This is a genomic window from Bradyrhizobium oligotrophicum S58, assembly GCF_000344805.1.
GTDB classification, from domain to species: Bacteria; Pseudomonadota; Alphaproteobacteria; order Rhizobiales; family Xanthobacteraceae; genus Bradyrhizobium; species Bradyrhizobium oligotrophicum.
The window spans coordinates 4,176,577-4,198,819 of record NC_020453.1; the positions used below are offsets into that span (position 1 = coordinate 4,176,577).

Below are 22,243 nucleotides of genomic sequence, written 5' to 3' on the forward strand. Positions count from 1 at the left end.
TTGCATTGGGTTTCCCGAGGTGGGCGTCCTGACGGGCGTCTTACTGCCCGCCACCGAACCGCCGTGACCACCAGCCGGCCCGGCGTGGGGCCTCGGGGGTCGTGGACTCCGTGGCTGCCGGCTCGTTCGCGGCGGGCTCCGAGGCCGGAGCGGTCGCAATGCTCTCGGCAACGTTCACGGCAGGAATCGCGCTCTCCGGCCTGGGTTCGCTCAGGAAGCTGACCTTCTCGCGAACGGTCGAACGTCGCGGAGTCTTCTCGGACTCGGTCCTGGGGGTCTCGGTCTCCTGCACGACGGGGTCCGGCGCAGACGGCTGCTGCGCTGCTGCGGGCAGGGCGGCAGTCGCGATCGCCGCGGGCTCATCGGTCTCGGCCGCGGTGCGCACCGGCGTTGCATGCTCAGCCGGCTGTTCGTCATGGCGCTCGCCGCCATTGCCATCGAAATCAGCCACAGCGGCTTCTGCCTCCGAGGCCGACGTCGGCGCGAGCTCGTCGCCGATCGAAGCCGCCAGACCATCTTCCGCGCCACCGCGCCGCCGACGGCCACCGCGGCGTCCGCGCCGACGGGGACGTCGCTCACCGGACGGATCGGATGATTCGCCCGGCGCGAAAGCAGGCTGTTCCTCTGCCTCGTCGTCCTCAGCTTCGGCTTCCTCTGCCGGCTGTTCGGCAGCAAGCTCCGGTGCAGCAGCTGACGATCCCTCAGTGCCTTCCGGCAGCGCGTTCTCGCGCGCCTCGCCACGGCCGCGACGGCGCCGGCGGCGCTTGCGGCGGGCGCCATCGCGCTCGCCTTCGCTGGCTTCAGCGGTCTCCTCCGACAGCCCTTCGGTTTCCTCGGTCTCGACCTCGGATTCGGTCTCGACGTCGAACACCTCGTCCTCGTCATAGATCTCTTCGGCCACCAGCGGCGGCGCCGACGCCTGCGCCACGAGCAGCGCCTTGGCGGCTTCGAGCGTGTGCACCTGCTCGCCGCGATCGATGATGAAGGATTGCTGTCCGCTCACGGTCGGATCGGCGATGACGGCGAGCGAAACCTTGAAGCTGTTCTCGAGGTCGCGCAGATGGCCGCGCTTGTGGTTGAGCACGTAGAGCGCCACTTCGGTGCGGGTGCGGACCACGAGGTTGTGGGTCGCGCCCTTCATCAGCGTCTCTTCGAGGCTGCGCAGCAGCTGCAGCGCCACCGAAGACACCGAGCGCACGTGGCCGGTGCCGCCGCAATGCGCGCACGGCTCGGTCGAGCTTTCCAGCACGCTGGCGCGGATGCGCTGGCGCGACATCTCCAGCAGGCCGAAATGCGAGATGCGGCCGACCTGGATGCGTGCGCGATCTTGCCGCAGGCAGTCCGACAGCTTGCGTTCGACGGAGCGGTTGTTGCGCTTCTCGTCCATGTCGATGAAGTCGATGACGATCAGCCCGGCGAGGTCGCGCAGCCGGAGCTGGCGCGCCACTTCCTCGGCGGCCTCCATATTGGTCTTGAGCGCGGTGTCCTCGATGTGATGCTCGCGCGTGGCGCGGCCGGAGTTCACGTCGATCGAGACCAGCGCCTCGGTCTGATTGAGCACGATGTAGCCGCCCGAACGCAGCTGCACGGTCGGCGAGAACATCGCGTCGAGCTGGCTCTCGACGCCCATGCGCGAGAACAGCGGCTGGCCGTCGCGATACTGCTTCACCGCCCGGACGTTGGTCGGCATCAGCATCTTCATGAAGTCGTGCGCCTCGCGGTAACCGGCTTCGCCGGCCACCAGGATCTCGTCGATCTCCTTGTTGTAGAGGTCGCGCAGCGAGCGCTTGATCAGCGAGCCTTCCTCGTAGACCAGGGTCGGGGCCTGCGACTTCAAGGTCATGTCGCGGACCGTCTCCCACAGCCGCAGCAGATATTCGAAATCGCGCTTGATCTCGGGCTTGGTGCGGTTGGCGCCGGCGGTGCGCAGGATCACACCCATGCCCTCGGGCACGTCGAGGTCCTGCACCACTTCCTTCAGGCGCGAGCGGTCCTGCGCCGAGGTGATCTTGCGGCTGATGCCGCCGCCGCGGGCCGTATTCGGCATCAGCACGGCGTAGCGGCCGGCCAGCGACAGGTAGGTCGTCAGCGCTGCGCCCTTGTTGCCGCGCTCTTCCTTCACGACCTGGACCAGCATCACCTGACGGCGCTTGATGACCTCCTGGATCTTGTACTGGCGGCGCGGCCGGAAGGTGCGCTCCGGCACCTCCTCGAGCACGTCGTCGCCACCGACGGATTCGACGACCTCTTCCTCGATCTCATCGCCGTCGTCCTCGTCGTCCTCATGGTCGTCGGACGCGGCTTCGGCGCCGTTCTCATCACCGGGCACGATCGTGACGTCGCTGCTTTCACGCTCGCCCACGGGAGCGATGTCGGCGACGTCATCGTCGTGGTCGTGCTCGTCGTGATCATGCTCATCATGATCATGTTCGTCGTGATCATGTTCGTCGTGATCATGGTCCTCATGATCGTGCTCATCATGACCGTGGGTCTCATGGTCATGCTCGTCGTCATGGTCGTGTTCTGCGACTGCGGGTTCTGCCACCTCGGCAGCCGGGGCGTCGCTGGCCGGAGCGACTGCAGCCTCTGCAACTTCGCTGGCCGGCTGTTCCGCTGCCGCGCCGTGGCCAGCTACGGCATCATGATGCTCGTCCGCATGGTCGCGCGATTCGTCCGCCGCGCCCTGGGAGAGCTCGCTCGTCGTCTCGTGGCCGAGGGATTCGGCCGGTGCCTCGGAGAAGCCCTGCGCCTCGGCGTGATCGGCTGCGTCGGCATGCGGCTGATCGTAGGCGTGCTGCTCGTGGCCGGCGTCATGGCCCTCGGCATGAGCGGCCTGGTTGCCGTCGACGGCCTCGACGATCTCGCTCTGCACGCGCTCGCCGCTGCCGCGGCGCCGCGAGCTGCGGTGCCGGTTGCGCCGGCGATTGGAGCGGTTCTCGCTCTCTTCCTCGGCCTCGCGGTGCGCGCGCTCCTCGGCTTCGATCAGCGCCTGCCGGTCGGCGACCGGGATCTGGTAATAGTCGGGATGGATTTCGCTGAACGCCAGGAAGCCATGGCGATTGCCGCCATACTCGACGAAGGCGGCCTGTAGCGAGGGTTCAACGCGGGTGACCTTCGCCAGGTAGATGTTGCCCCGGAGTTGCTTGCGTTGGGCAGTTTCGAAATCAAATTCCTCGACGCGGTTGCCGCGGACGACAACGACCCGGGTCTCTTCCGGGTGGGTAGCATCGATCAACATCTTGTTGGGCATATTGGAACTCTTGGAGGCGACGGACGCGGTTAGCCGCGAGCGCGTGGCGCGCTGTCGGATGACGCGACGGTCCACCTGATTCGGGGGTGAGGGGAAGGCCTAAACGCAGCTGGTCGCGCCGTACCAACCCTGGTGCCGGCGGGGCGATCGGTCGAGCGGGGGTCTGGCCCCGCATCGGCGCGGATCGTCCGCTGGTCATGGTTGGCAACTCAGTCTGGCGCATCAAGCGTCGGCCCGTCTGGAATAAGTGGGCGGCAGCGGGTGCCGCCTTTGTCTCTTGCCGAAGGCCAGATTGCGCCGAAACGCTTGCCCTGGGATTAAATACCCACCCCGTCAGGAGTGTGGTATCAGGCTACGCCGTGTCTGGCCTGGTGCCCGGGCGGTCTTAGCGAGGAGGTGCCCAAGAACGGACGCCACTCGGCTCGTGACCGGCTCTCCGTTGCGGCCGCGCGGGATCGCGCAGGCTTGGTGGAGCGTCGGAAAGGCGCTGGAATCTCCGTAAAGATCGAGGAACCCGATCACGAAGCTTCCGGCGTTTCACCGGGAGGTTGAACGCGACACAACCGGCAGTAAGGAATAGCCTTCAGCACTTCGTACATACGAGGAATGGTCAGGCCGCGCAAGCGAAGCGTCGCGGAACCGCAACAATCGGTGGCCTTTAACGAAAATGACAAAATTAGGCGGTTAACCCTAGGAATGGTTGGGTTAAGACGGTCCCGCGGAGGCACGGAATTGGCAGCTGGCCGGGCAAATTACCTTTCTTACCTTTCTGCGCTGGGATGCGTGGCGCTGTGCGTCACGCAAATGTTATGCGCGCCCGTGCACGCCCAGAACGGTCCGATCGGCCAGGTGCCGCCTGCGGTCGTCGGCCCGGGTTTTCCGATTGCCTCCGATGCACGGCTCGCCGGTGATTCTCGCCAGACCCGTTTCGTGCTCGATCTCGACAAGACGGTGCCGTTTCGGGCGTTCCTGCTCAGCGAACCGTACCGCGTCGTCGTCGATCTGCCCCAGGTCAGCTTCCATCTGCCGACGGGGGCCGGAACCAGCGGCCGCGGATTGGTCAAGGCGTTTCGCTACGGGCTGGTGATGCCGGGTGGCTCCCGCATCGTGTTCGATCTCACCGGTCCGGCCCGAATCGCCAATTCCACCGTCCTCGATGCCGCCAATGGCCAGCCGCCGCGGCTGGTGCTGGAACTCGAGGAGATCGACGAGGCGACCTTCGCCCGCTCGGTGGGGATCGACAACCGTGCCCCCTCCAGGTCGGCCGATTCGACCGGGCAGGTCGCCGGTCCGGGAGGTGTTGCGCCCCCGGCCGTCAGGCCGCCGCCGACCACGGTCGCCATCGCCGCGCCCCCGTCCGGCGGGCCGCCGGACACTCGCCCTGTGATCGTGATCGACCCCGGCCACGGCGGCGTCGACTATGGCACCCAGGGCGGCGAGGTACCGGAGAAGAACCTCGTGCTCGCCTTCGGCCAGGCGCTGCGGGATCGGCTGGAACGGTCGGGGAAATTCCGTGTGGTCATGACCCGCGATGACGACACCTTCATCCCGCTCGGCGACCGCGTGCGCATCGCGCAGAAGCAGTCGGCGGCGCTGTTCGTGTCGATCCATGCCGATGCGCTGCCGCGGGGCGAGGGCGACGCCCAGGGTGCCACCATCTATACACTGGCGGACAAGGCGTCCGACGTCGAAGCGGAGCGGCTGGCGGAGGCGGAAAACCGCGCCGACCAGATCGGCGGCGTCAATCTGACCGAAGAGCCGGCTGACGTCGCTGATATCCTGTTCGACCTGGCCAGGCGGGAAACGCGCACATTTTCCAACAGGTTTGCGCGTCTGCTGATGAACGACATGAAGAGCGCGGTGCATATGCACAAGCGGCCGTTGAAATCGGCCGGATTCCGTGTGCTCAAGGCTCCGGACGTGCCATCGGTGCTGGTCGAGCTCGGCTATGTCTCGAACAAGGGCGACATGGGGAACCTGGTCTCCGACTCCTGGCGGTCGCGCACGGCGGACGCGATGGCGCGGGCGATCGACGCCTTTCTGGCCAAGCGGGTCGCCAATGCCGGCGGCGAGCGGCCGGAGAAGCCCGCGCCGGCACGGGCAAAGCCCTAGTTTGGCCACAGCAACATCCGTATAAACGTGCTGCGAGGCACCAGGAATCAGTGAGGATTCCATCTCGGCAGACTTGTGATAGGCTTGACCGCTGATAGGCTCGACCATGCGGTTCTCTGGCATGGGTCACGCGGCATTGCAGCCGACCGCGTGATTTTGACGGCAGCGTCTTCGAGGCGCGCCGCGTCCGGGCCGAGAGATGAACAAGAGTTGGAACGGATATTCGCCGATGCGCTTTATGGTGCGGTTTTTGGGCTTCCTGTTCGCGGCCGGTACCGTTGTGTTCCTCGTGGGTGTGGCCGCCGCGGCTGGCCTGATCTGGCATTTCTCCAAGGACCTGCCCGACTATTCCCAGCTGCAGGACTACGAGCCGCCGGTCATGACGCGCGTTCACGCCGTCGACGGTTCCCTGGTCGGTGAATATGCCCGGGAACGCCGGCTGTACCTGCCGATCCAGGCGGTTCCGAAGCTCGTGATCAATGCGTTCCTCGCCGCTGAGGACAAGAATTTCTACGAGCATGGCGGCATCGATTTCACCGGCATGGCCCGTGCCGCCGTGGTCTACGCCCAGAACTTCGGCTCGAACCGGCGTCCGCAGGGCGCCTCGACCATCACGCAGCAGGTCGCCAAGAACTTCCTGCTGACCAACGAGGTGTCGTTCGCCCGCAAGATCAAGGAAGCATTGCTAGCGATGCGCATCGAGCGCACCTATTCGAAGGACAAGATTCTCGAGCTGTATCTGAACGAGATCTATCTCGGATCCGGCGCCTACGGCATCGCCGCGGCCTCGCTGGTCTATTTCGACAAGTCGGTCAACGAGCTCACCGTGGCGGAGGCGTCCTATCTGGCGGCGCTGCCGAAGATGCCGGGCAGCCTGCATCCGATCCGCAACCGCGATCGCGCCATCGAGCGCCGCAACTACGTGGTCGATCGCCTGCTGGAGAACGGCTGGATCAAACAGGCCGATGCCGACAAGGCGCGCAAGGACCCGCTGACGATCGCGAGCCGCAACACCGGGGCTCACATCTTCGCGGGTGAATATTTCGCCGAGGAAGTGCGTCGCGACATCTTCGAGCGCTATGGCGAGAAGAAGCTCTACGAGGGCGGGCTGTCGGTGCGCACGACGCTCGACCCGAAGGTCCAGGTCATGGCGCGCAAGGCCATGGTCGCCGGGCTCGTGCGCTACGACCAGGAGCAGGGCTATCGCGGCGCTGTCTCCAAGCTCGACACGTCCGGAGACTGGGGCGTCAAGCTCGCCGACATCAAGTCGCTCTCCGACATCTCGCCGTGGCGGATGGCCGTGGTGCTCGAGACCAGCGACCAATCCGCCCGCATCGGCTTCCAGCCGCCGCGCGAGCTCGGCGGCGCCGTCAGCAAGGAGCGTCAGACCGGCCTGATCACGCTCGACGGCGTGAAATGGGCCCGCGCCGCGACCGGAAATGGCCGCGGCAAGGTGCCGACGTCGGTCGCCCAGGTGCTGCAGCCCGGCGACGTGATCTATGCCGATCCGCTGTTCAAGGAAGGCAATCCTGTCGAAGGCCAGTATCGGCTCGAGCAGCTGCCCGAAGTGTCCGGCGCGATGGTCGCGATGGATCCGAACACCGGGCGCGTGCTCGCGATGGTCGGCGGCTTCTCGTTCGACCAGAGCCAGTTCAACCGTGCCACGCAGGCCTACCGGCAGCCTGGATCGTCGTTCAAGCCGATCGTGTATTCGTCGGCGCTCGACAACGGCTATACGCCGTCGACTCAGGTCGTCGACGCGCCGATCGAGATCGACCAGGGGCAGGGCGGTCAGGTGTGGCGTCCGGAGAACTTCTCGAACGGCAAGTATCTCGGCCCGACGACGCTTCGCAACGCGCTGCGGCTGTCGTTGAACACCGTGACCGTGCGGCTGGCGCAGGACGTCGGCATGCCGCTGATCTCGGAATACGCCAAGCGGTTCGGCGTTTATGACGAGCTGCCGAATTACCTCTCTTACGCGCTCGGCGCGGGCGAGACCACGGCGATGCGCATGGTCACGGCCTATTCGATGATCGCCAATGGCGGCCGCCGGGTGAAGCCGACGCTGATAGATCGTATCCAGGACCGCTACGGTCACACCATCTTCAAGCATGATGCCCGCGAATGCCGCGGCTGCGAGGCACCGGACGGCTGGAAGAACCAGACCGAGCCGCAGCTCGTCGACCGCCGCGAGCAGGTGCTGGACACGATGACGGCCTACCAGATCACCTCGATGCTCGAGGGCGTGGTGCAGGCGGGTACGGCGACCGTGCTCAAGGAGGTCGGCAAGCCGATCGCCGGCAAGACCGGCACCACCAACGAGGCCAAGGATGCGTGGTTCGTCGGCTTCTCGCCGGACCTCGCGGTCGCGATCTACATGGGCTACGACAAGCCGCGGCCGCTCGGCAAAGGCAATGCTGCGACCGGCGGCCATCTGGCCGCGCCGATCGCGAAGGACTTCATGAAGCTGGCGCTGGCCGACAAGCCGGCCACGCCCTTCAAGATCCCGGCCGGCATCAAGCTGGTGCGCGTCGATTCCAAGACCGGCATGCGCGCGAGCCCAGGCGACGGCGGCCGCACGATCATGGAAGCGTTCAAGCCCGGCACGGCGCCCCCCGACAACTACTCGGTCATTGGCGTCGCCGATGCCGATGGGCGCATATCGCCATCCCAGAGCGGCGGCCAGCCTGACGCCGGCAGCTTCATCATCCGTCCCGGCACGGGAAGCCTCTATTAGGCTCAGGCCGGCGAAACTGGTGACGGCGCGGCGCGGGGTGATTGCGCTTTGCGCCGTGCGCCGCTACATCCCTGCCAGACCTGACGCTGCGGCGTTTTCAGCCGCAGCCTGAAGAGAGCGACATGCGCGCCGAAATCGAGAAAATCGTAGAAGAGATCAAGCAGTCGGTCGGGCTGCTGAGGAGGCATCTTTGACGTCGAGACATCGACGGCAAGGCTGGCGGAGCTGAACAAGCTCGCCGAAGATCCCAACCTCTGGAACGATCCCCAAAAAGCTCAGCGGCTGATGCAGGAGCGGACCTCGCTGGAGGATTCGCTGACCGGCATCGGCAAGGTCGAACGTGAGCTCAGCGACAATATCGAGATGATCGAGCTCGGCGAGGCCGAGAACGATTCCGGTGTGGTCACCGAGGCCGAGCATGCACTCAAGGAGCTGAAGAAGGAGGTCGCGCGGCGCGAGCTCGAGGCGCTGCTGTCGGGCGAGGCCGACAAGTTCGACACCTATCTCGAGGTTCACGCTGGTGCTGGCGGCACCGAGAGCCAGGACTGGGCGCAGATGCTGCTGCGCATGTACGCCCGCTGGGCCGAGAAGCACGGTTTCAAGATCGAGTATCTCGAAGAATCACTCGGCGAAGAGGCGGGCATCAAGTCGGCGACCATCCAGATCTCCGGGCATAACGCCTATGGCTGGCTGAAGACGGAAGCCGGCGTGCATCGCCTGGTCCGCATCTCGCCGTTCGATTCGAATGCCAGGCGCCACACCTCGTTCTCTTCGGTGCAGATCTTCCCGGTCATCGACGACAGCATCAAGATCGACATCAAGGAGTCCGACGTCCGCGTTGACACCATGCGCTCCGGTGGCGCCGGCGGCCAGCACGTCAACAAGACCGAATCGGCGGTGCGGCTGACGCACATCCCAACGGGCGTTGCCGTGGTCTGTCAGGCCGGCCGGTCGCAGCACAAGAACCGCGCCCAGGCCTGGGACATGCTGCGCGCACGTCTCTATGAGATCGAGCTGAAGAAGCGCGAGGAGAAGGCGGCGGCCGATCAGGCGGCCAAGACCGAGATCGGTTGGGGCCACCAGATCCGCTCCTACGTGCTGCAGCCGTATCAGATGGTGAAGGATCTGCGCACCGGCGTGCAGACGTCCGACACTTCGGGCGTACTCGACGGCGATCTCGACGAGTTCATGGCGGCGACCTTGGCGCAGCGCGCGTTCGGCACGACACCGGGTGCTGCGATCGAGGACGTGGATTGAGCGTGGCGCGCGTCGCCTTCATCGGGCTCGGGCGGATGGGCCACGGCATGGCCGGTCGTTACCTCGATGCTGGTTATTCCGTAGCAGTCTGGAATCGCAGCCGGGCCAAGGCCGATGATCTGATCGCGCGTGGGGCGCGCTGGTCGACCTCGCCGGCCGATGCGGCCATCGATGCCGACGCCGTCGTCACGATGGTGGCTGATGACGACGCCTCGCGCGCGGTTTGGCTCGGGCCGGATGGTGCCGCGGCCACCATGCGCGTCGGTACGATCGCGATCGAATGCTCGACCGTGTCGCGCGACCATGCGCTGCGGCTGTCGCGCGAGCTGAATGCGCGCGGTGTGATCTACCTCGACTGCCCGGTGACCGGGCTGCCCGACGCGGCCGCGAGCGGCAAGCTGACCTTGCTGGTCGGGGCCGACGCTGCCGATCTCGAACGGGCGCGGCCGTATCTCACGCCGATCGGTTCGACGATTCGCCATTTCGGGCCGGTGGGCGCGGGCACCGTCTACAAGCTGATCAACAACCTGCTTGGCGCGATGCAGATCGCGGGACTCGCGGAAGGGCTCGCGATCGCCGAGCAGGCCGGGCTCGACATGAACCTCGTGCTGGAGGCGATCCAGGGCGGCGTCGTAGCGAGCCCGCAGGTTCTGCGCCACGCACCGCGCATGATTGCGCGCAATTTCGCCGATGCAAGCTTCACCGCGGCGCTCCGTCACAAGGACGCAGCGTATACGCTGCAGCTCGCCGAGCAACTGCTTGGTGAGCGTCCTGTCATGGCCCAGGCGGCCGTCGATGCCTATGCGCGTGCGAAGGCCGCGATGCCGGACGAGGACGAAGGCCGCATGATCGAGCTGGTCTCGCGGCCGAAAGCCACGTCGTAGAGCTCCACATCTGCGCCGACGGAAAACGGGTGGACGGTGTCACGCTCCGTCTGCAACGTCCGTGCGGAAATCCAACGGCGGTTTGCGGCAAATGACATCCCCGAACGACAGGATGGACGCGCGGGATTGGTCGCTGCTCGGGCTGCTGTCGCTGCTCTGGAGCGGCTCGTTCATCTTCAACGGCCTGGCCTTGAAGGAGCTGCCGCCATTGACGCTGGTGCTGCTGCGCATCGTGCTGGCGGCCGCGATCCTGCTGCCGGTGCTGCGCTTGCGCGGGCTCGGCTTTCCCAAGGGGATTGCCGGCTGGCGTCCGTTCTTTGCCGTCGCGCTGTTCAACAATGTCGTGCCGTTCTGTCTGATCGTGATCGGCCAGACATTCATCACCTCCGGTCTCGCCTCCGTCCTCAACGCCACCACGCCGCTGTTCACGATTCTGGTGATGGCCTTGGCCGGGGAGGAAAGGCTGTCTGCACGGCGCACGGCCGGTCTGGTCGTGGGCCTCGTCGGCGTCGTGATCCTGCGAGGCGGCGCGTCGCTTGATGGCTACGGCGTTCTGTTCGGTCTTGGCGCATCGCTCAGCTATGGCGTCGCGGCGCTGCTGGTGCGCCGCCATCTTGCCCATTCCCCGCCGCTTGCGACCGCTACGTTCCAGCTCACGGCCTCGAGCGTGATGATGCTGGTCATCTCAAGTGTGGTCGACCAGCCCTGGCGCCTGCAGATGCCAGGATTGCAGACCTGGCTCGCAGTCATAAGCCTTGCGGCGCTGTCGACGGCGTTCGCCTACATCGTGTTCTTCCAGGTCCTGCGCCGCTCCGGCGCGACCAATGTGACCTTGGTGACGTTGCTGATCCCGCTGACGACGATCTTCCTCGGGTCGCTCGTGCTCGGCGAAAGCATCTCGTTGCGGGAGATCTATGGGGCGCTGGTGATCGGAAGTGCGCTGCTGGTGATCGACGGGCGCATCTTCAACGTCATTCGCTTTTCACCGCGACCGTCCTGACCGTCCCGCGAAGGGCGCAGCTACTTCGTGCCGAACATGCGGTCGCCAGCGTCGCCGAGACCGGGCACGATGTAGGCGTGATCATTGAGCCGCTCGTCGATCGCCGCGGTCCAGATCGGAATGTCCGGATGCTCCTTCTCGAACTGCGCGATTCCTTCCGGCGCGGCCAGCAGGCAGACGAAGCGGATGTCGCGCGCGCCGCGCGCCTTGAGCAGCTCGGCCGCGGCGCAGGCGGAGTTGCCGGTCGCCAGCATCGGATCCATCAGGATCACGGTGCGGTCGGTCAGGTCCTGCGGCGCCTTGAAATAATACTCGACCGCCTGCAGCGTTTTGGGATCGCGGTAGAGCCCGATATGGGCGATGCGCGCTGACGGCATCAGCGCCAGCATGCCGTCGAGGAAGCCGACGCCAGCGCGCAGGATCGGCGCCAGGGTCAGCTTTTTGCCGGCGATCTTCGGCGCCTTCATCGGCGCAATCGGCGTCTCGATGTCGACCAGCTCGAGCGGCAGGTCGCGCGTGACCTCATAGGCCAGCAGCATGCCGATCTCGTTCAGGAGCTCGCGGAAGCCCTTGGTCGAGCGGTCGCGCTCGCGCATCAGCGAGAGCTTGTGTTGCACCAGCGGGTGATCGACGACGTGAACTTGGCTGTTTGTCATGGCCCTGGCCTAACGGGATCTCGAGCTTCGTTTCATAGAGGTCGCAGGGCGAATGCGCATCACGGCAGCACCTCGCGGCGATCGGCGAGCATCGCCTCGGCCTCGCTGCGGCGTGCCGTCAAGAGACCGGCGCTTGCGTCCTGGATCAGGTTGAGCAGCACCTGTGCATCGCTGAGCCGCGGCACCGTCACGTAGTCGGCGCCGGCGTCGTAGAGGTCGTTGACGTCGGCGAGCAGGTCGGCGGTGGCGACGATCTTGGCGGTTGCATTGATGCTGCGGACATGGCGCACCAGCTTCTCGTTGTTGGCGCCCTTGAGCAGCGAATCCGGGATGCTCAGGATGATCAGCTCGGCCTGGCCGACCCCGGCGTGGACCAGCGTATCGACGTTGCTGATGTCGCCATAGGTCACCTGGATGCCGCGATCGGACAGGGTGCGGAATACGACGGGATTGAAATCGACCACGCCGATCTGCTCCAGCAGCGCCGGCTGGTTGCGCTCGATTTCGCTGAGCAGCGCACTGGCGGTGCGGAAAAAGCCCAGGAGCACGATCGGCCGTGCGGCGCCATGGCCGCCGTCGTGGCCGGCTTCGCCGTCCTTGCTGGCGTCGAGGTCGCGCAGGCCGGCGCGCTTCAACAGCGGAATGCTCCGGCGCACGATCGGATCGGAGCGCACGATGACGAAGGTCGAGAGCACCGCGAGCAGCACGAACGCAAAGGACGCTGCGCTCGACGTGCCCGCCTTGAGATGACCGGCGGCGGCGCCGGTCTGGATCACCACCAGCGAGAACTCGCTGATCTGGGCGAGGTTGAGCGCCGGCAGCAGGCTCGCGCGCAGGCCCTGCCGCATCATGTAGAGCGGCGTAAAGGTGGTCACGAGCCGGCTCGCCACCGTGAACAGCGCAATCACCAGCGCCAGCCCCACCACGGACAGCGTCGGGATCGGGATGGTCATGCCGAGCGCGACGAAGAACAGCGTGATGAAGAAATCGCGCAAGGTGGTGACCTTGGCGGTGACGTCGAGCGCGTAAGGAAAGGTGGAGAGCGAGACGCCGGCGATCAGGGAGCCCATTTCGCGCGACAAATGCAGCCGCTCGGCGATCTCGCCGATCAGGAAGCACCAGGCGAGCGCACCGAGCAGGATCAGCTCAGGGGTGCGCGCGATGCGGTGGAACAGCGTCGGCAGCACGTAGCGGCTGAGGAGGAGCGCGATTGCGACCAGCGCGCCGGCGCGGGCGAACGACAGCAGGATGACACCGACATGGAGATCGTCGAGGCTCGGCTGCACCGCCAGGAACAGGATTGCGAACACGTCCTGGAGAACCAGCACGCCGAGCGTGATGCGGCCGGGCAGGGTATCGAGCTCGCGCTTCTCGTACAGCACCTTGACGATGATGACGGTCGAGGACAGCGCACAGGCGACGCAGAGATAGAGCGCGTCATAGCTTTCCGCGCCCATCCGCATGCCGATCGCGACGAAAAACAGGATGCCGAGCGCAGCACCGCCGAGCAGTTGGACCCCGCCGGCGATCAGAATCACCGGACCGGCCCGGATGATCTTCTTGAGGTCGATCTCGAGCCCGATCATGAACAGCATGAAGATCAGGCCGAGCTCGGAGATCACCGAGATCGATTCCTGGGACTTGACCCAGCCGGTGCCGAAGGGGCCAATGGCGAAGCCCGCGACTAGATATGCGAGAATCGAGGGCTGGCGCCATCTATGCGCCGCCAGTCCAAGCACCCACGCAAACAGGATGCAGAGCGTGATATCGCCGATCAGTTCATGCATGAAGCAACCCCCGGGGCGGCAATTTATGTCGCGCCGCCGCGCAAGGAAACCCGCAATCTGTCACATCGGCACCGCCGTCCTCGCGCTGCTGCTCGGTGTCGTGGCCCATAGCCTGCAGGCCCAGGCTGCCGACGGCATCAGCACGACTTTCGCGGGCTCGCTGACCCCGGTTCCGGCGGAGGCGGCCTCGATCACCGGCGCGATCTATGTCCCCGTCTATTCCAGCGTCGCGATGACGCCCGGGAGGATCCAGGCCGACTTCTCGGTGACCTTGAGCATCCACAATGCGTCCGGGCAACGGCCGCTGATCATCCGGCGCATCGACTATTACGACACGGCCGGCGCGCTGGTCGAGGCTCACTTGCGCGAGCCCGTTGCGCTGAAGCCGTTTGCCACCATCGAGATCTTCGTGCCGACCAAGGATACGCGCGGCGGCACCGGCGCCAATTTCGTCGTCGACTGGGCGGCGACCGGTGAGATCGCCGAGCCCGTGGTCGAGGCGCTGATGGTCGGCGGCATCGGCGCCGGCCATTACGCCTTCATCAGCCAGGGCCGCCCGATCCGGCTGACCGGGCGGTGAACGGACGGCGGATCACGCCGCGCGCACGTTGCTCAGGAACCTGTTGACCTCCTGCCGCAGCCGGTCGCTCTCCTGCGACAGCGACTGCGCCGCCGACAGCACGCCGCCCGACGCGGAGCCGGTCTGCGAGGCGCCGCGCTGGACGTCGACGATGTTGGTATTGACCTCGTTCGTGCCGCGCGAGGCCTCCTGGATGTTGCGCGAGATTTCCTGCGTTGCCGCGCCCTGCTGCTCGACGGCGGCGGCGATGGTCGAGGAGATTTCCGCCAGCCGCTCGATCGTCGTGCTGATCTCCTTGATGGCCGTCACCGAATCCTGCGTCGCCGCCTGGATGCCCGAGATCTGCTGCGCGATCTCGCCGGTCGCCTTCGAGGTCTGCTCGGCAAGCGCCTTGACCTCGGATGCGACCACCGCGAAGCCGCGGCCGGCATCGCCGGCGCGGGCCGCCTCGATGGTGGCATTCAGCGCCAGCAGGTTGGTCTGGCCGGCGATGGTGTTGATGAGCTCGACGACGTCGCCGATCCGCGCCGCCGCCTTCGACAGCTCGTTGACGCGATCATTGGTGGTGCGGGCCTGGTCGACGGCGCCGGTGGCGATCCGCGCCGATTCCTGCACCTGCCGGCTGATCTCGGTCACCGACGAAGTCAGCTCCTCGGTGGCCGACGCCACCGACTGCACGTTCGTCGAGGCCTGTTCGGATGCTGCGGCCACGGTGGTGGCCAGCTCCTGCGAGCGCGTCGCGTTCGACGACAGCGTGCCGGCGGACGTCTCGAGCTGGGACGAGGCCGTCGAAACCGTCTGCACGATGCCGCCGATCGCGCCCTCGAACTCGCTGGCGAGCTTGCTCATCTCGGCCTTGCGCTTGATCTCGCCGGCACGCTGGACTGCCTTCACTTCCTCGCTGTTGAAGCGGACGATGGCTTGCACGGTCTGCAGGTTGCGCAGCGCCTCGCCGATCTCGTCGTCGCGCTCCACCGGAATGCGGTTGTCGAGCTTGCCCGCGGTGATGTTCTGCATCGCGTCGTTGAGGATCTTCATCGGCCGCAGCACCGCGCGGATGCTCTGCACGCTCAGCAAGGTGCCGATCCCAAGACCGGCCAGGATCATCACTGATACGAGCGCAAGCACGGCGTGGTACTGGCTTTCGGCGTCCTCGTGGAGCGCCTTGGCTTCCTTGACCTGGATCGCGACGAGCTTGTCGAGCTCATGCTTTGCGTCCACGAACAGATCGTGGCCTTTGGTCGCGATATGCTGGCTCGCTTCGTCGAACTTGCGCTGCTGGAGCATGGCCAGCGCCGGCCTGATGCCTTCCTCGAGATAGGCCTTGCGCCTGATCGCGTAGGCATCAGCCACGGCCTTCTCCTCCGGCGTCAGGTAGCTCGCCATGTAGTCGGCCCAGAGCTTCGATATTCTGGCACTGTTCTCGTCCACCACGGCACCGATGCCGTCGATGGACTTTCCAGCCTTGCCGTTTGCCGCCGCCGCCTGTTGCGACGACATGTTCTGCAGCGTGCGGTCGTTGATCTCGAACAGCTGCGAGAGCGGAATCGTGCGATCCTCGTACATCGACTTCATGCTGATGTTGCTGGCGCGGGTCGACAGCAGGCCGGCCGCGCCGATGGTCAGCATGAACACGGCCAGCAGCGCAACCAGGGTCGTCAGGCGCGCCCTCAGCGTTCCCGTGAAGAACGACAGCCGGTCGAACACCGAGCGGCGGCGGATGATGCCGGCGCTGATCGTATAGTCCTGAGCCTTGTTCTGGTTGAGAAGCCCATAGACCTTCTCGGCCTCGGCGCGCTGCTCGGCCGGGAGCTTGGTGCGGATCGACGTGTAACCCGTGATCTCGCCGTTCTCGCGAATGGGCGAGGCGCTCGCCTGCACCCAATAGAAGTCACCGTTCTTGCGACGGTTCTTGACCGCGCCGGCCCACGGTTTGCCTTGCTTCAGCGTGTCCCAGAGATTTGCGAACGCCGCCGGCGGCATGTCCGGGTGGCGGATGATGTTGTGCGGCTGGCCCATGAGCTCGTCGGGGGTAAAGCCCGCGGCATCGACGAACTGGTCGTTGAAATAGGTCAGCTTGCCCTTCAGATCCGTGCGCGAGACGATCAGCGTCTCGTCGGTGATCGGGTATTCGGTGTTCGTGATGGGCAGGTTTTTGCGCACGGTGTGAGCTCCAGCTGTCCCGCTCGAATACGGATATTGAATACGGCATCGGGACCAGCCCAACAGGCCGCGAAACGTTAAAGGTTGCGTAAAATCTAGGCACCGTAAGATTACGCGTTGTGCACCGTGGTTCTGATACCGGCGGGCGCTGTGCTGGTACCGAAGCATCTGATTAGACGTGCAGAAATGCGCCCCGCGGCGCGCCAGCGCTTTCGGCGGCGACCCTCGAGAAATGAGGGTGCAGGGAATGCCGGGTGAAGGCCTCACCCATGGCCCGCCTGCGTAAAAAATGCAGGCGGCAGGTACCACAGGTGCAGCCGATCAACCGGCATCCCCTGCGCGATAGTTTTACGGCTTATACGCGATCTCCCCGGGGACCGGGCTTTCTTGCCCCCGTCATCCGCGCCATGCGTTGGCACCGGCACGAACTTGACGCCAGCATCGGGGCGCCAGGACCACGCGACTTCACCGTCCGCAAGCCGCCATGCCCGTCGTGCATCGCAGCCCACGTCCACCGCATCCCGCCCCAACGTCCGTGACGACGCGTACGCCCCTCGCAACGAGGCGGGATGGGCGGATCATACATGAATTCTGGAAAAGCGAAAGAGGAAAGTTGTTGCAGGACTGGATCAAGTGATGCCGTTGAGTGCGCGGGCCAAATCGCTTGGACGCAGCGATTTGACGCGCGCGATGGTCGCGATGAGCTGTCCGCGCTTGTCAGATCTTTCTAGCCGCTCACGATCCCGCAGCCGCGAAACGCTGCGCCGGTTGTTGGCGTCTTTGATGCGGACGGCGCGGACGGCGTGTCGTGGCAGCAAGCCCGATGGCGAACGAGCCGGTTGGCGTGCTGGGCGCAGGTCCTCCGGTTGGGGCATCATGGCGTTCCGGCGCGCATGATGATATGAGCGGTCCCGACTATCCTGCTGCCGGAGCCGTCGTCTCCGTGTTCGCCACGACCAGGGACGAACCTAGGCATGACCATCGTGAGCGGCAAAGGATTGTTCTGGGCGGCTGGCGTCTTTGCGACGCTGGCGGCGGTTGTTCTGTTGATCGCCCTTGTGCCCGGCATCGATCTCGGCGGCTCGATCTTCAACCGCGGCCAGCCCACGATCAGCCAGGACGGGGCTGCGCGACCGAGCGGCGCGTCGGAGCAGGGCACGGCGGACAAGGCTGGTTCGACTCAAGCCACGGCTGCGCTCGCGACCGCACAGCAGCAGGCCAACAGTCTGGCCGCGCTGTTGGCGCCGGTCACGACGCCGGCTCCGGACGGCGATGGGCCGTCGTTCGACGTGGTCAACGTGGAGCCCTCGGGCGAGACCGTCGTTGCCGGCCGGGCTGCGCCCGGTGCGACCGTCGAGCTGCTGCGCAACGGCGAGCCGCATGACACGGTCGTTGCCGATCAATCAGGACAGTTCTCCATGGTTCCGCGCCCGCTGCCTGCCGGTGCCTCCGACCTGACCCTGCGGGCCCGGCGGCCGGACGGCCGCGAGCTGACATCCAAGCAGAGCGTCGCTGTCATGGTGGAGGCCGGCAAGCGGCCGCCGACCGTCGCGTTGCTGACGCCGGACCAGCCGACCCGCGTGCTGTCGAAGCCCGGTGCATCGTCGCCCCAGGCCGTTGCCATTGACGCGGTCGACATCGAGCCGAACGGACTTCTGCGCGTCAGCGGCCGCGCGCGGCCCGGCGCGACGGTGCGGCTCTATCTCAACGACCGCCTCGTCAGCTCGGCCATCGCCGGTGCCGACGGACGTCTCACCGCGACCATCAAGGATGTGGCCTGGTCAGCCAAGGACCGGCTGCGGCTCGATGAGGTGGATGCTGCATCCGGCACCGTTCTGGCCCGCGCGGAGGTGCCCTTGAATGGTCCTGACGATGCGACCACGGCATCAGTGGCGACACGCGCGGCGGCGGCCGGGCAGGGGACCGGCGCTGCCGGCCCCCGCACGCAGCTGGCAGCTGCGCCGGGCGCCGACCCGAAGGATATCGGCGCGCCGTCGGCCCGCGGCGGCGCAAAGACCTTCACCGTCTCGCGCGGCGACAGCCTCTGGCACATCAGCCGCCGTCTCCTCGGCGTCGGCACGCACTATGCCGTCATCTACCGGGCCAACCGCGAGCAGATCCGCAGCCCGGACCTGATCTATCCGGGCCAGGTCTTCGTGCTCCCCGCCAAGCGATAGGTGGCAGCTTCGGCTGGTTGATGGGCGAGGCAATCGCATTTGACCGGGATAGGGCGGTCGCGACGAACGAGCGCGCCAATTAGTTACTCGTCATGCCCGGGCTTGATCCGGGCATCCACGTCTTTCTTTCCGGGCTTTCCAAAGACGTGGATGGCAGGGTCAAGCCCGGCCATGACGGAGTGGAGAGATCTGGGCGTAAGCCTGAATTCTCATATGCGATCGCCGTGGGTTGATAGGGGAGGCTCCGTTGACTGTTCCGGCTGCAACAAGAGGCGGGGTCTCTTCGGACGAGGGCGCGCGTGCTTGCCTCATCGACATTGATGTGTTCGGCGGTCAATGTCCGCAGCGCACCTGATAGCGATCGAGCTCCGCATTGCAAAAAGATTTCGCGGTGGACCAACAACGCACCGCTCATCAGAGTCCGGGAATGTCCCTTAAGGGCGAATTCCGGACATGACAGGGCCGCCCGATCGTTTCGCGAATGACCCTCTGCCGATATTCGCTCGCCTGGCTAGCTGCGCAACTTCAGATCAGCAAACTTTCGCACCAGCCACTGCATTCACGCTGGAGGGTCTTTCGGTCCCGGCAAACAGATGACATCGGGAAGGTCGGACGTCGCCTTGCCTTTCAAATTCGTCTCTTCGCGCGATTCTGTGGGCGCCGTGGTCGTTTGAAAATCCGCGCACACTTCGTCTTCGTACCGTCGCAAATTTTCAGCGCGCCGCGCTGGATCAGTCTCGTGTGTAATCGATCCCAAATAGGACAGCGTCATCTGGGGCGGGTTTTGGAGAAAAAATCCTGGATGTCCACTGTGGGCCCGGAAATGCATCAAATGCGCTAGTAGGAAACGCAGAAAAAAATCGAGGCCCTCTTCCTTGATCGGCATCATGGCCACCGCAACATGAGCGCCTTCCGCGTGCGGACCGCCAAAGCCCTCGAATATCACCGGCCCCCACCCAATTTCCGCCTTCGCTGGCTTGGTAGCCAGCAGTATTACACCCTTGTCTAAGACGAAGACTATATCGATATGCCGCCCGAGCCCGTACTCGTGGACGTACGAATGATAGTGTTCAGAAAGCTTTTTAAGAGTGAGCGACGTCTCAAAAACAAAAAGACAGCAGAGCGTTTGAAGAGTGACCAAACGACTGCTGAATTCTGACGGAGGTGGAGTTTTCGAAGCGGATATTCCTACGGGCTTCGTCATAGGATCATTGCTCGATTTGGCCAGACCTTTGACCGAGCGCGCATTGTCAAATGCATCACGCATTTTCTCCTTGTCGAGACGCGACTTGACCTCGACGACAGCTGCCACGTTGTCGCTCGGTATGATCGCGGCCTTCTCTGATGCTCGATACACCGGGCAGTTCAGTGCGTCATAGACGATCACATCGATCTGCTTTGACATCCCTTTATGCGGATCGATGATGAACCCGCTGCCTACATCAAACCGTTTTGGCAAATGACCTTGTAAGAACCGACGAACAAGGTCTTCCGCTTCTCCTCCTTTTACGCCGCTGTGCAGTATGGTGGAACTCAGCTCCTCGAAATCGCTACGTAGCTTCTTCGCGGCTTGGGCAAATATCTCTTTTCGCGTTACCTGGGTCATTGTCTCGCCAGCCTCATGCCGTCACAATCGCTTGGATTGCAGCAATGGCCTCCCGCGGGGCGCCTGGATCCCGATAGAGGATGATCATGCAGCGGTAATTCGAGCACGGCTTCTCGTCAATCTCCCCACTCACCGGCCCCAGCCTGGACACCGGCTCTATCGCGCTGCCCCAGAGGGCCGCGCTTGGCCCGAGGGAGAAAGCCGTCGGACCTGCACCACGTCGGTTGTCCGACGTGGTGCCGACCAGATTTGCTCGGCAGCGCGTGGCCCAAAGCGATCCTAAACCGCTGGCAGAGAGCGCCGTCAGTCGGCCCCCGCCGCGCGTAGGGGCACGCTATAGACCTGCTGTATTCGGGGTAGCCTCTGTTCGAGTTGCCGACCGGCTAAGCGTCCCCAATATTTGGATTCCAACTCCAACGAGCAGAACCACTGCCGCGGCCACTATCGCGACGGCTTTTAAAGGGTGCTTGGCACCATCCTTAAGGCCCCATTCGACCTTCGATACTAGCCACGATAGCAAGCGTAGCTCGGATGAGCGCAGCGACATCCGGGGATTTTATTGCAGTAGTCCCGCATATCGCTACGCTCATGCGGGCTACTCGCTGACAACGTAAGTGACCTGCCTGCCCCGACGGTCTCCTTTCTGGGCGAATTGCGGCATGATGAGGCAGCCCGATCAAGTCGTGGATGCGCGCTCAAACGTCCTTCTTGATAGTAGTCAGAAAACGCCTAGTTATAACTCACACAATCTTACGCTAAGTGCAGTGGGAAACTTTATGTCCGAAGCTATCAAGGGAAACTTGGGTCCGGATCTCAAGTTCCGGCCCGTTGGGCCGCCTCAGCGCATCAGCGAGTGGTCCAAGTGGAACATGCTTCGTGTAATAGGTGGTTCTGCACTGGGCAAAGCCGCTATTGCATTTCCGGTCCTCGGCTATCTGATCCTCTTCAACGATTACGCAGTTGCCTATTTGAAGATACACTCTTCATTTTGTCTAGACTGCAGCGTGTCGCCCAGATTGTACGCCCTGTACATCGGTGGCTTCTTTATCGCTGTTGGATCATTAATCTACGCAATATTTTGTCCGCAAGTCGTCGATCGACACGCGAATGCTCATGACTTCTATGAGAACGAAAAAGACTATTATGACACGGCTGAACACAGGCGTTTTCTAATCAATCACATCATCGGGCTTGTTGTTAACAGCTACATTGCGCCTGAGTACATGTATCCTTGGCGATCCCCGGAGGAAATGATGAGCGAAACGGATCTCTCCGAACTCATGGGGCAACATTACTTCCTTCAGAATCGAACAAGCCGCCCGTTACGTATCATTATATTTTGGCTCTATATAGCGGGCTTTATTTGCCTTCTGATCCCGACCGTAATGACGTTTTATCAGGTCCTGAAGCGCGGCTTCTCGACATCATTCGGGCTATAGTGCACGCCTTCAAGTAGCATTCGGTCAGAGCCTATTGACCGCACGGAACGTCGATATTGGCAAGGAAGCGCTGAATTGCCACGGCGCGTAGGATGGGTTGAGTTCTTCGCGAAACCCATCATCTTCGCAACCATGATGGATCGGTATCGCCTCGGCTCCGCCCATCCTACGAGCCGCTGCTGGTATCGAGGCCGCGTGTCTCGGCTTGGTCCGTTTCGGGCTGAATGCGGACGCCGGTAACTCGGCCGCAAAGGTCTGCCTTGGGTCCGACCGGGCGGGCCGGCAGCAGATCAAGCTGCGTGCGCTTTGCTCCGAAAGCGGACGTGTCCTGAGTGCCAAGGTCACCCCAAGGGCCCGGACGCTCGGGAGGGTTCGAACCATTCAGATTGGCTGAGCAGACGACGAATTCGGTGGCGCGGTGATTTTGAATCCTTGAGGCTGCTCGAAATGAGAGACGTCGCGTTGGCGTCTTAGGAACACGAGCCAAATGATTGTTGCGAGTGCAGCGTGGAAATTGACGTTGAGTTGTGATGCCGCGGCAAGGGCGACTCGAACGTCAAATCCATTGCGCGAGGGCGGGAGATCGCCGCGCTGC

At 64.3% G+C, this 22,243-nt stretch carries 14 protein-coding genes; 8 read left to right on the top strand and 6 right to left on the bottom strand.

Features of this window, described 5'->3' with window-relative positions:
• Nucleotides 1–40: 40 nt before the first annotated feature.
• Nucleotides 41–3,250: an Rne/Rng family ribonuclease gene (locus S58_RS17935; protein WP_015666773.1), complete on the bottom strand. Its 3,210-nt coding sequence runs from the start codon at nt 3,248–3,250 to the stop codon at nt 41–43.
• A gap of 804 nt (nt 3,251–4,054) precedes the next feature.
• Here S58_RS17935 and S58_RS17940 point away from each other — a divergent pair.
• The gene (locus tag S58_RS17940) at nt 4,055–5,362 is read left to right on the top strand and encodes an N-acetylmuramoyl-L-alanine amidase (RefSeq protein WP_042339798.1); all 1,308 of its coding nucleotides are present in this window, start codon (nt 4,055–4,057) and stop codon (nt 5,360–5,362) included.
• A 229-nt stretch (nt 5,363–5,591) separates the two neighbouring features.
• Nucleotides 5,592–8,099 carry a penicillin-binding protein 1A gene (locus S58_RS17945; RefSeq protein ID WP_015666775.1) on the top strand — a complete coding sequence of 836 codons (2,508 nt, stop codon included), beginning with the start codon at nt 5,592–5,594 and terminating at the stop codon, nt 8,097–8,099.
• 2 nt (nt 8,100–8,101) lie between these two features.
• Here the strand turns inward: S58_RS17945 and S58_RS38305 are convergent, their stop codons facing one another.
• Complete coding sequence (locus tag S58_RS38305; RefSeq protein ID WP_162472345.1) at nt 8,102–8,332, bottom strand: hypothetical protein; 231 nt, start codon at nt 8,330–8,332, stop codon at nt 8,102–8,104.
• Here S58_RS38305 and prfB point away from each other — a divergent pair.
• From prfB to S58_RS17965, 3 genes are all read left to right on the top strand, one after another.
• Nucleotides 8,222–9,356 (top strand): peptide chain release factor 2 gene (prfB, locus tag S58_RS17955; RefSeq protein WP_144058344.1). Its coding sequence is split into 2 segments (ribosomal slippage): nt 8,222–8,290 and nt 8,292–9,356, totalling 1,134 coding nucleotides; the frame shifts between segments, so codons are not numbered across the junction. The two genes, S58_RS38305 and prfB, sit on opposite strands and share 111 nt — an antisense overlap.
• Before the next feature lie 2 nt (nt 9,357–9,358).
• On the top strand, nt 9,359–10,240 hold the full coding sequence (locus tag S58_RS17960) for an NAD(P)-dependent oxidoreductase (RefSeq protein WP_015666777.1): 882 nt from the start codon (nt 9,359–9,361) through the stop codon (nt 10,238–10,240).
• Nucleotides 10,241–10,352: 112 nt separating this feature from the next.
• Nucleotides 10,353–11,240, top strand: coding sequence for a DMT family transporter (locus S58_RS17965; RefSeq protein ID WP_015666778.1), 888 nt, complete (start codon nt 10,353–10,355; stop codon nt 11,238–11,240).
• Between the two features lie 20 nt (nt 11,241–11,260).
• Here S58_RS17965 and upp read toward each other — a convergent pair whose 3' ends face one another.
• Together upp and S58_RS17975 are read right to left on the bottom strand one after the other, a co-directional pair.
• A complete protein-coding gene (upp, locus tag S58_RS17970) occupies nt 11,261–11,896 on the bottom strand; it encodes a uracil phosphoribosyltransferase (protein WP_015666779.1) in 636 nt (211 codons plus the stop codon).
• Between the two features lie 59 nt (nt 11,897–11,955).
• Nucleotides 11,956–13,683 carry a cation:proton antiporter gene (locus S58_RS17975; RefSeq protein ID WP_015666780.1) on the bottom strand — a complete coding sequence of 576 codons (1,728 nt, stop codon included), beginning with the start codon at nt 13,681–13,683 and terminating at the stop codon, nt 11,956–11,958.
• A 25-nt stretch (nt 13,684–13,708) separates the two neighbouring features.
• On the opposite strand from S58_RS17975, the gene S58_RS17980 reads away from it, so the two are divergent.
• Nucleotides 13,709–14,263: a DUF3124 domain-containing protein gene (locus tag S58_RS17980; protein ID WP_244440597.1), complete on the top strand. Its 555-nt coding sequence runs from the start codon at nt 13,709–13,711 to the stop codon at nt 14,261–14,263.
• Between the two features lie 12 nt (nt 14,264–14,275).
• Here the strand turns inward: S58_RS17980 and S58_RS17985 are convergent, their stop codons facing one another.
• Nucleotides 14,276–16,426 (bottom strand): methyl-accepting chemotaxis protein, encoded by a 2,151-nt coding sequence (locus S58_RS17985; protein WP_015666782.1) that lies wholly within the window; start codon nt 16,424–16,426, stop codon nt 14,276–14,278.
• Between the two features lie 974 nt (nt 16,427–17,400).
• Here S58_RS17985 and S58_RS17995 point away from each other — a divergent pair.
• Complete coding sequence (locus S58_RS17995) at nt 17,401–18,603, top strand: LysM peptidoglycan-binding domain-containing protein (RefSeq protein WP_015666784.1); 1,203 nt, start codon at nt 17,401–17,403, stop codon at nt 18,601–18,603.
• A 559-nt stretch (nt 18,604–19,162) separates the two neighbouring features.
• Here the strand turns inward: S58_RS17995 and S58_RS18000 are convergent.
• Nucleotides 19,163–20,209, bottom strand: a complete 1,047-nt coding sequence (locus S58_RS18000; RefSeq protein WP_015666785.1) for a DUF6602 domain-containing protein — start codon at nt 20,207–20,209, stop codon at nt 19,163–19,165.
• Nucleotides 20,210–20,985: 776 nt separating this feature from the next.
• Between S58_RS18000 and S58_RS18005 the strand changes: the two genes are divergently transcribed.
• Entirely contained in the window at nt 20,986–21,648 is a 663-nt protein-coding gene (locus tag S58_RS18005) for a hypothetical protein (RefSeq protein WP_015666786.1), read from the top strand.
• The last annotated feature ends 595 nt before the right edge of the window (nt 21,649–22,243 follow it).

What these genes read in the sequence shown, in the direction of transcription:
- S58_RS17980 (WP_244440597.1), top strand. Translation starts at nt 13,709, where the DNA reads ATGTCGCGCCGCCGCGCAAGGAAACCCGCAATCTGTCACATCGGCACC.
- S58_RS17975 (WP_015666780.1), bottom strand. Translation starts at nt 13,683, where the DNA reads ATGCATGAACTGATCGGCGATATCACGCTCTGCATCCTGTTTGCGTGG.
- S58_RS17995 (WP_015666784.1), top strand. Translation starts at nt 17,401, where the DNA reads ATGACCATCGTGAGCGGCAAAGGATTGTTCTGGGCGGCTGGCGTCTTT.
- S58_RS17945 (WP_015666775.1), top strand. Translation starts at nt 5,592, where the DNA reads ATGCGCTTTATGGTGCGGTTTTTGGGCTTCCTGTTCGCGGCCGGTACC.
- S58_RS18005 (WP_015666786.1), top strand. Translation starts at nt 20,986, where the DNA reads ATGTCCGAAGCTATCAAGGGAAACTTGGGTCCGGATCTCAAGTTCCGG.
- S58_RS17940 (WP_042339798.1), top strand. Translation starts at nt 4,055, where the DNA reads ATGTTATGCGCGCCCGTGCACGCCCAGAACGGTCCGATCGGCCAGGTG.
- S58_RS17935 (WP_015666773.1), bottom strand. Translation starts at nt 3,250, where the DNA reads ATGCCCAACAAGATGTTGATCGATGCTACCCACCCGGAAGAGACCCGG.
- S58_RS17965 (WP_015666778.1), top strand. Translation starts at nt 10,353, where the DNA reads ATGGACGCGCGGGATTGGTCGCTGCTCGGGCTGCTGTCGCTGCTCTGG.
- upp (WP_015666779.1), bottom strand. Translation starts at nt 11,896, where the DNA reads ATGACAAACAGCCAAGTTCACGTCGTCGATCACCCGCTGGTGCAACAC.
- S58_RS18000 (WP_015666785.1), bottom strand. Translation starts at nt 20,209, where the DNA reads ATGACCCAGGTAACGCGAAAAGAGATATTTGCCCAAGCCGCGAAGAAG.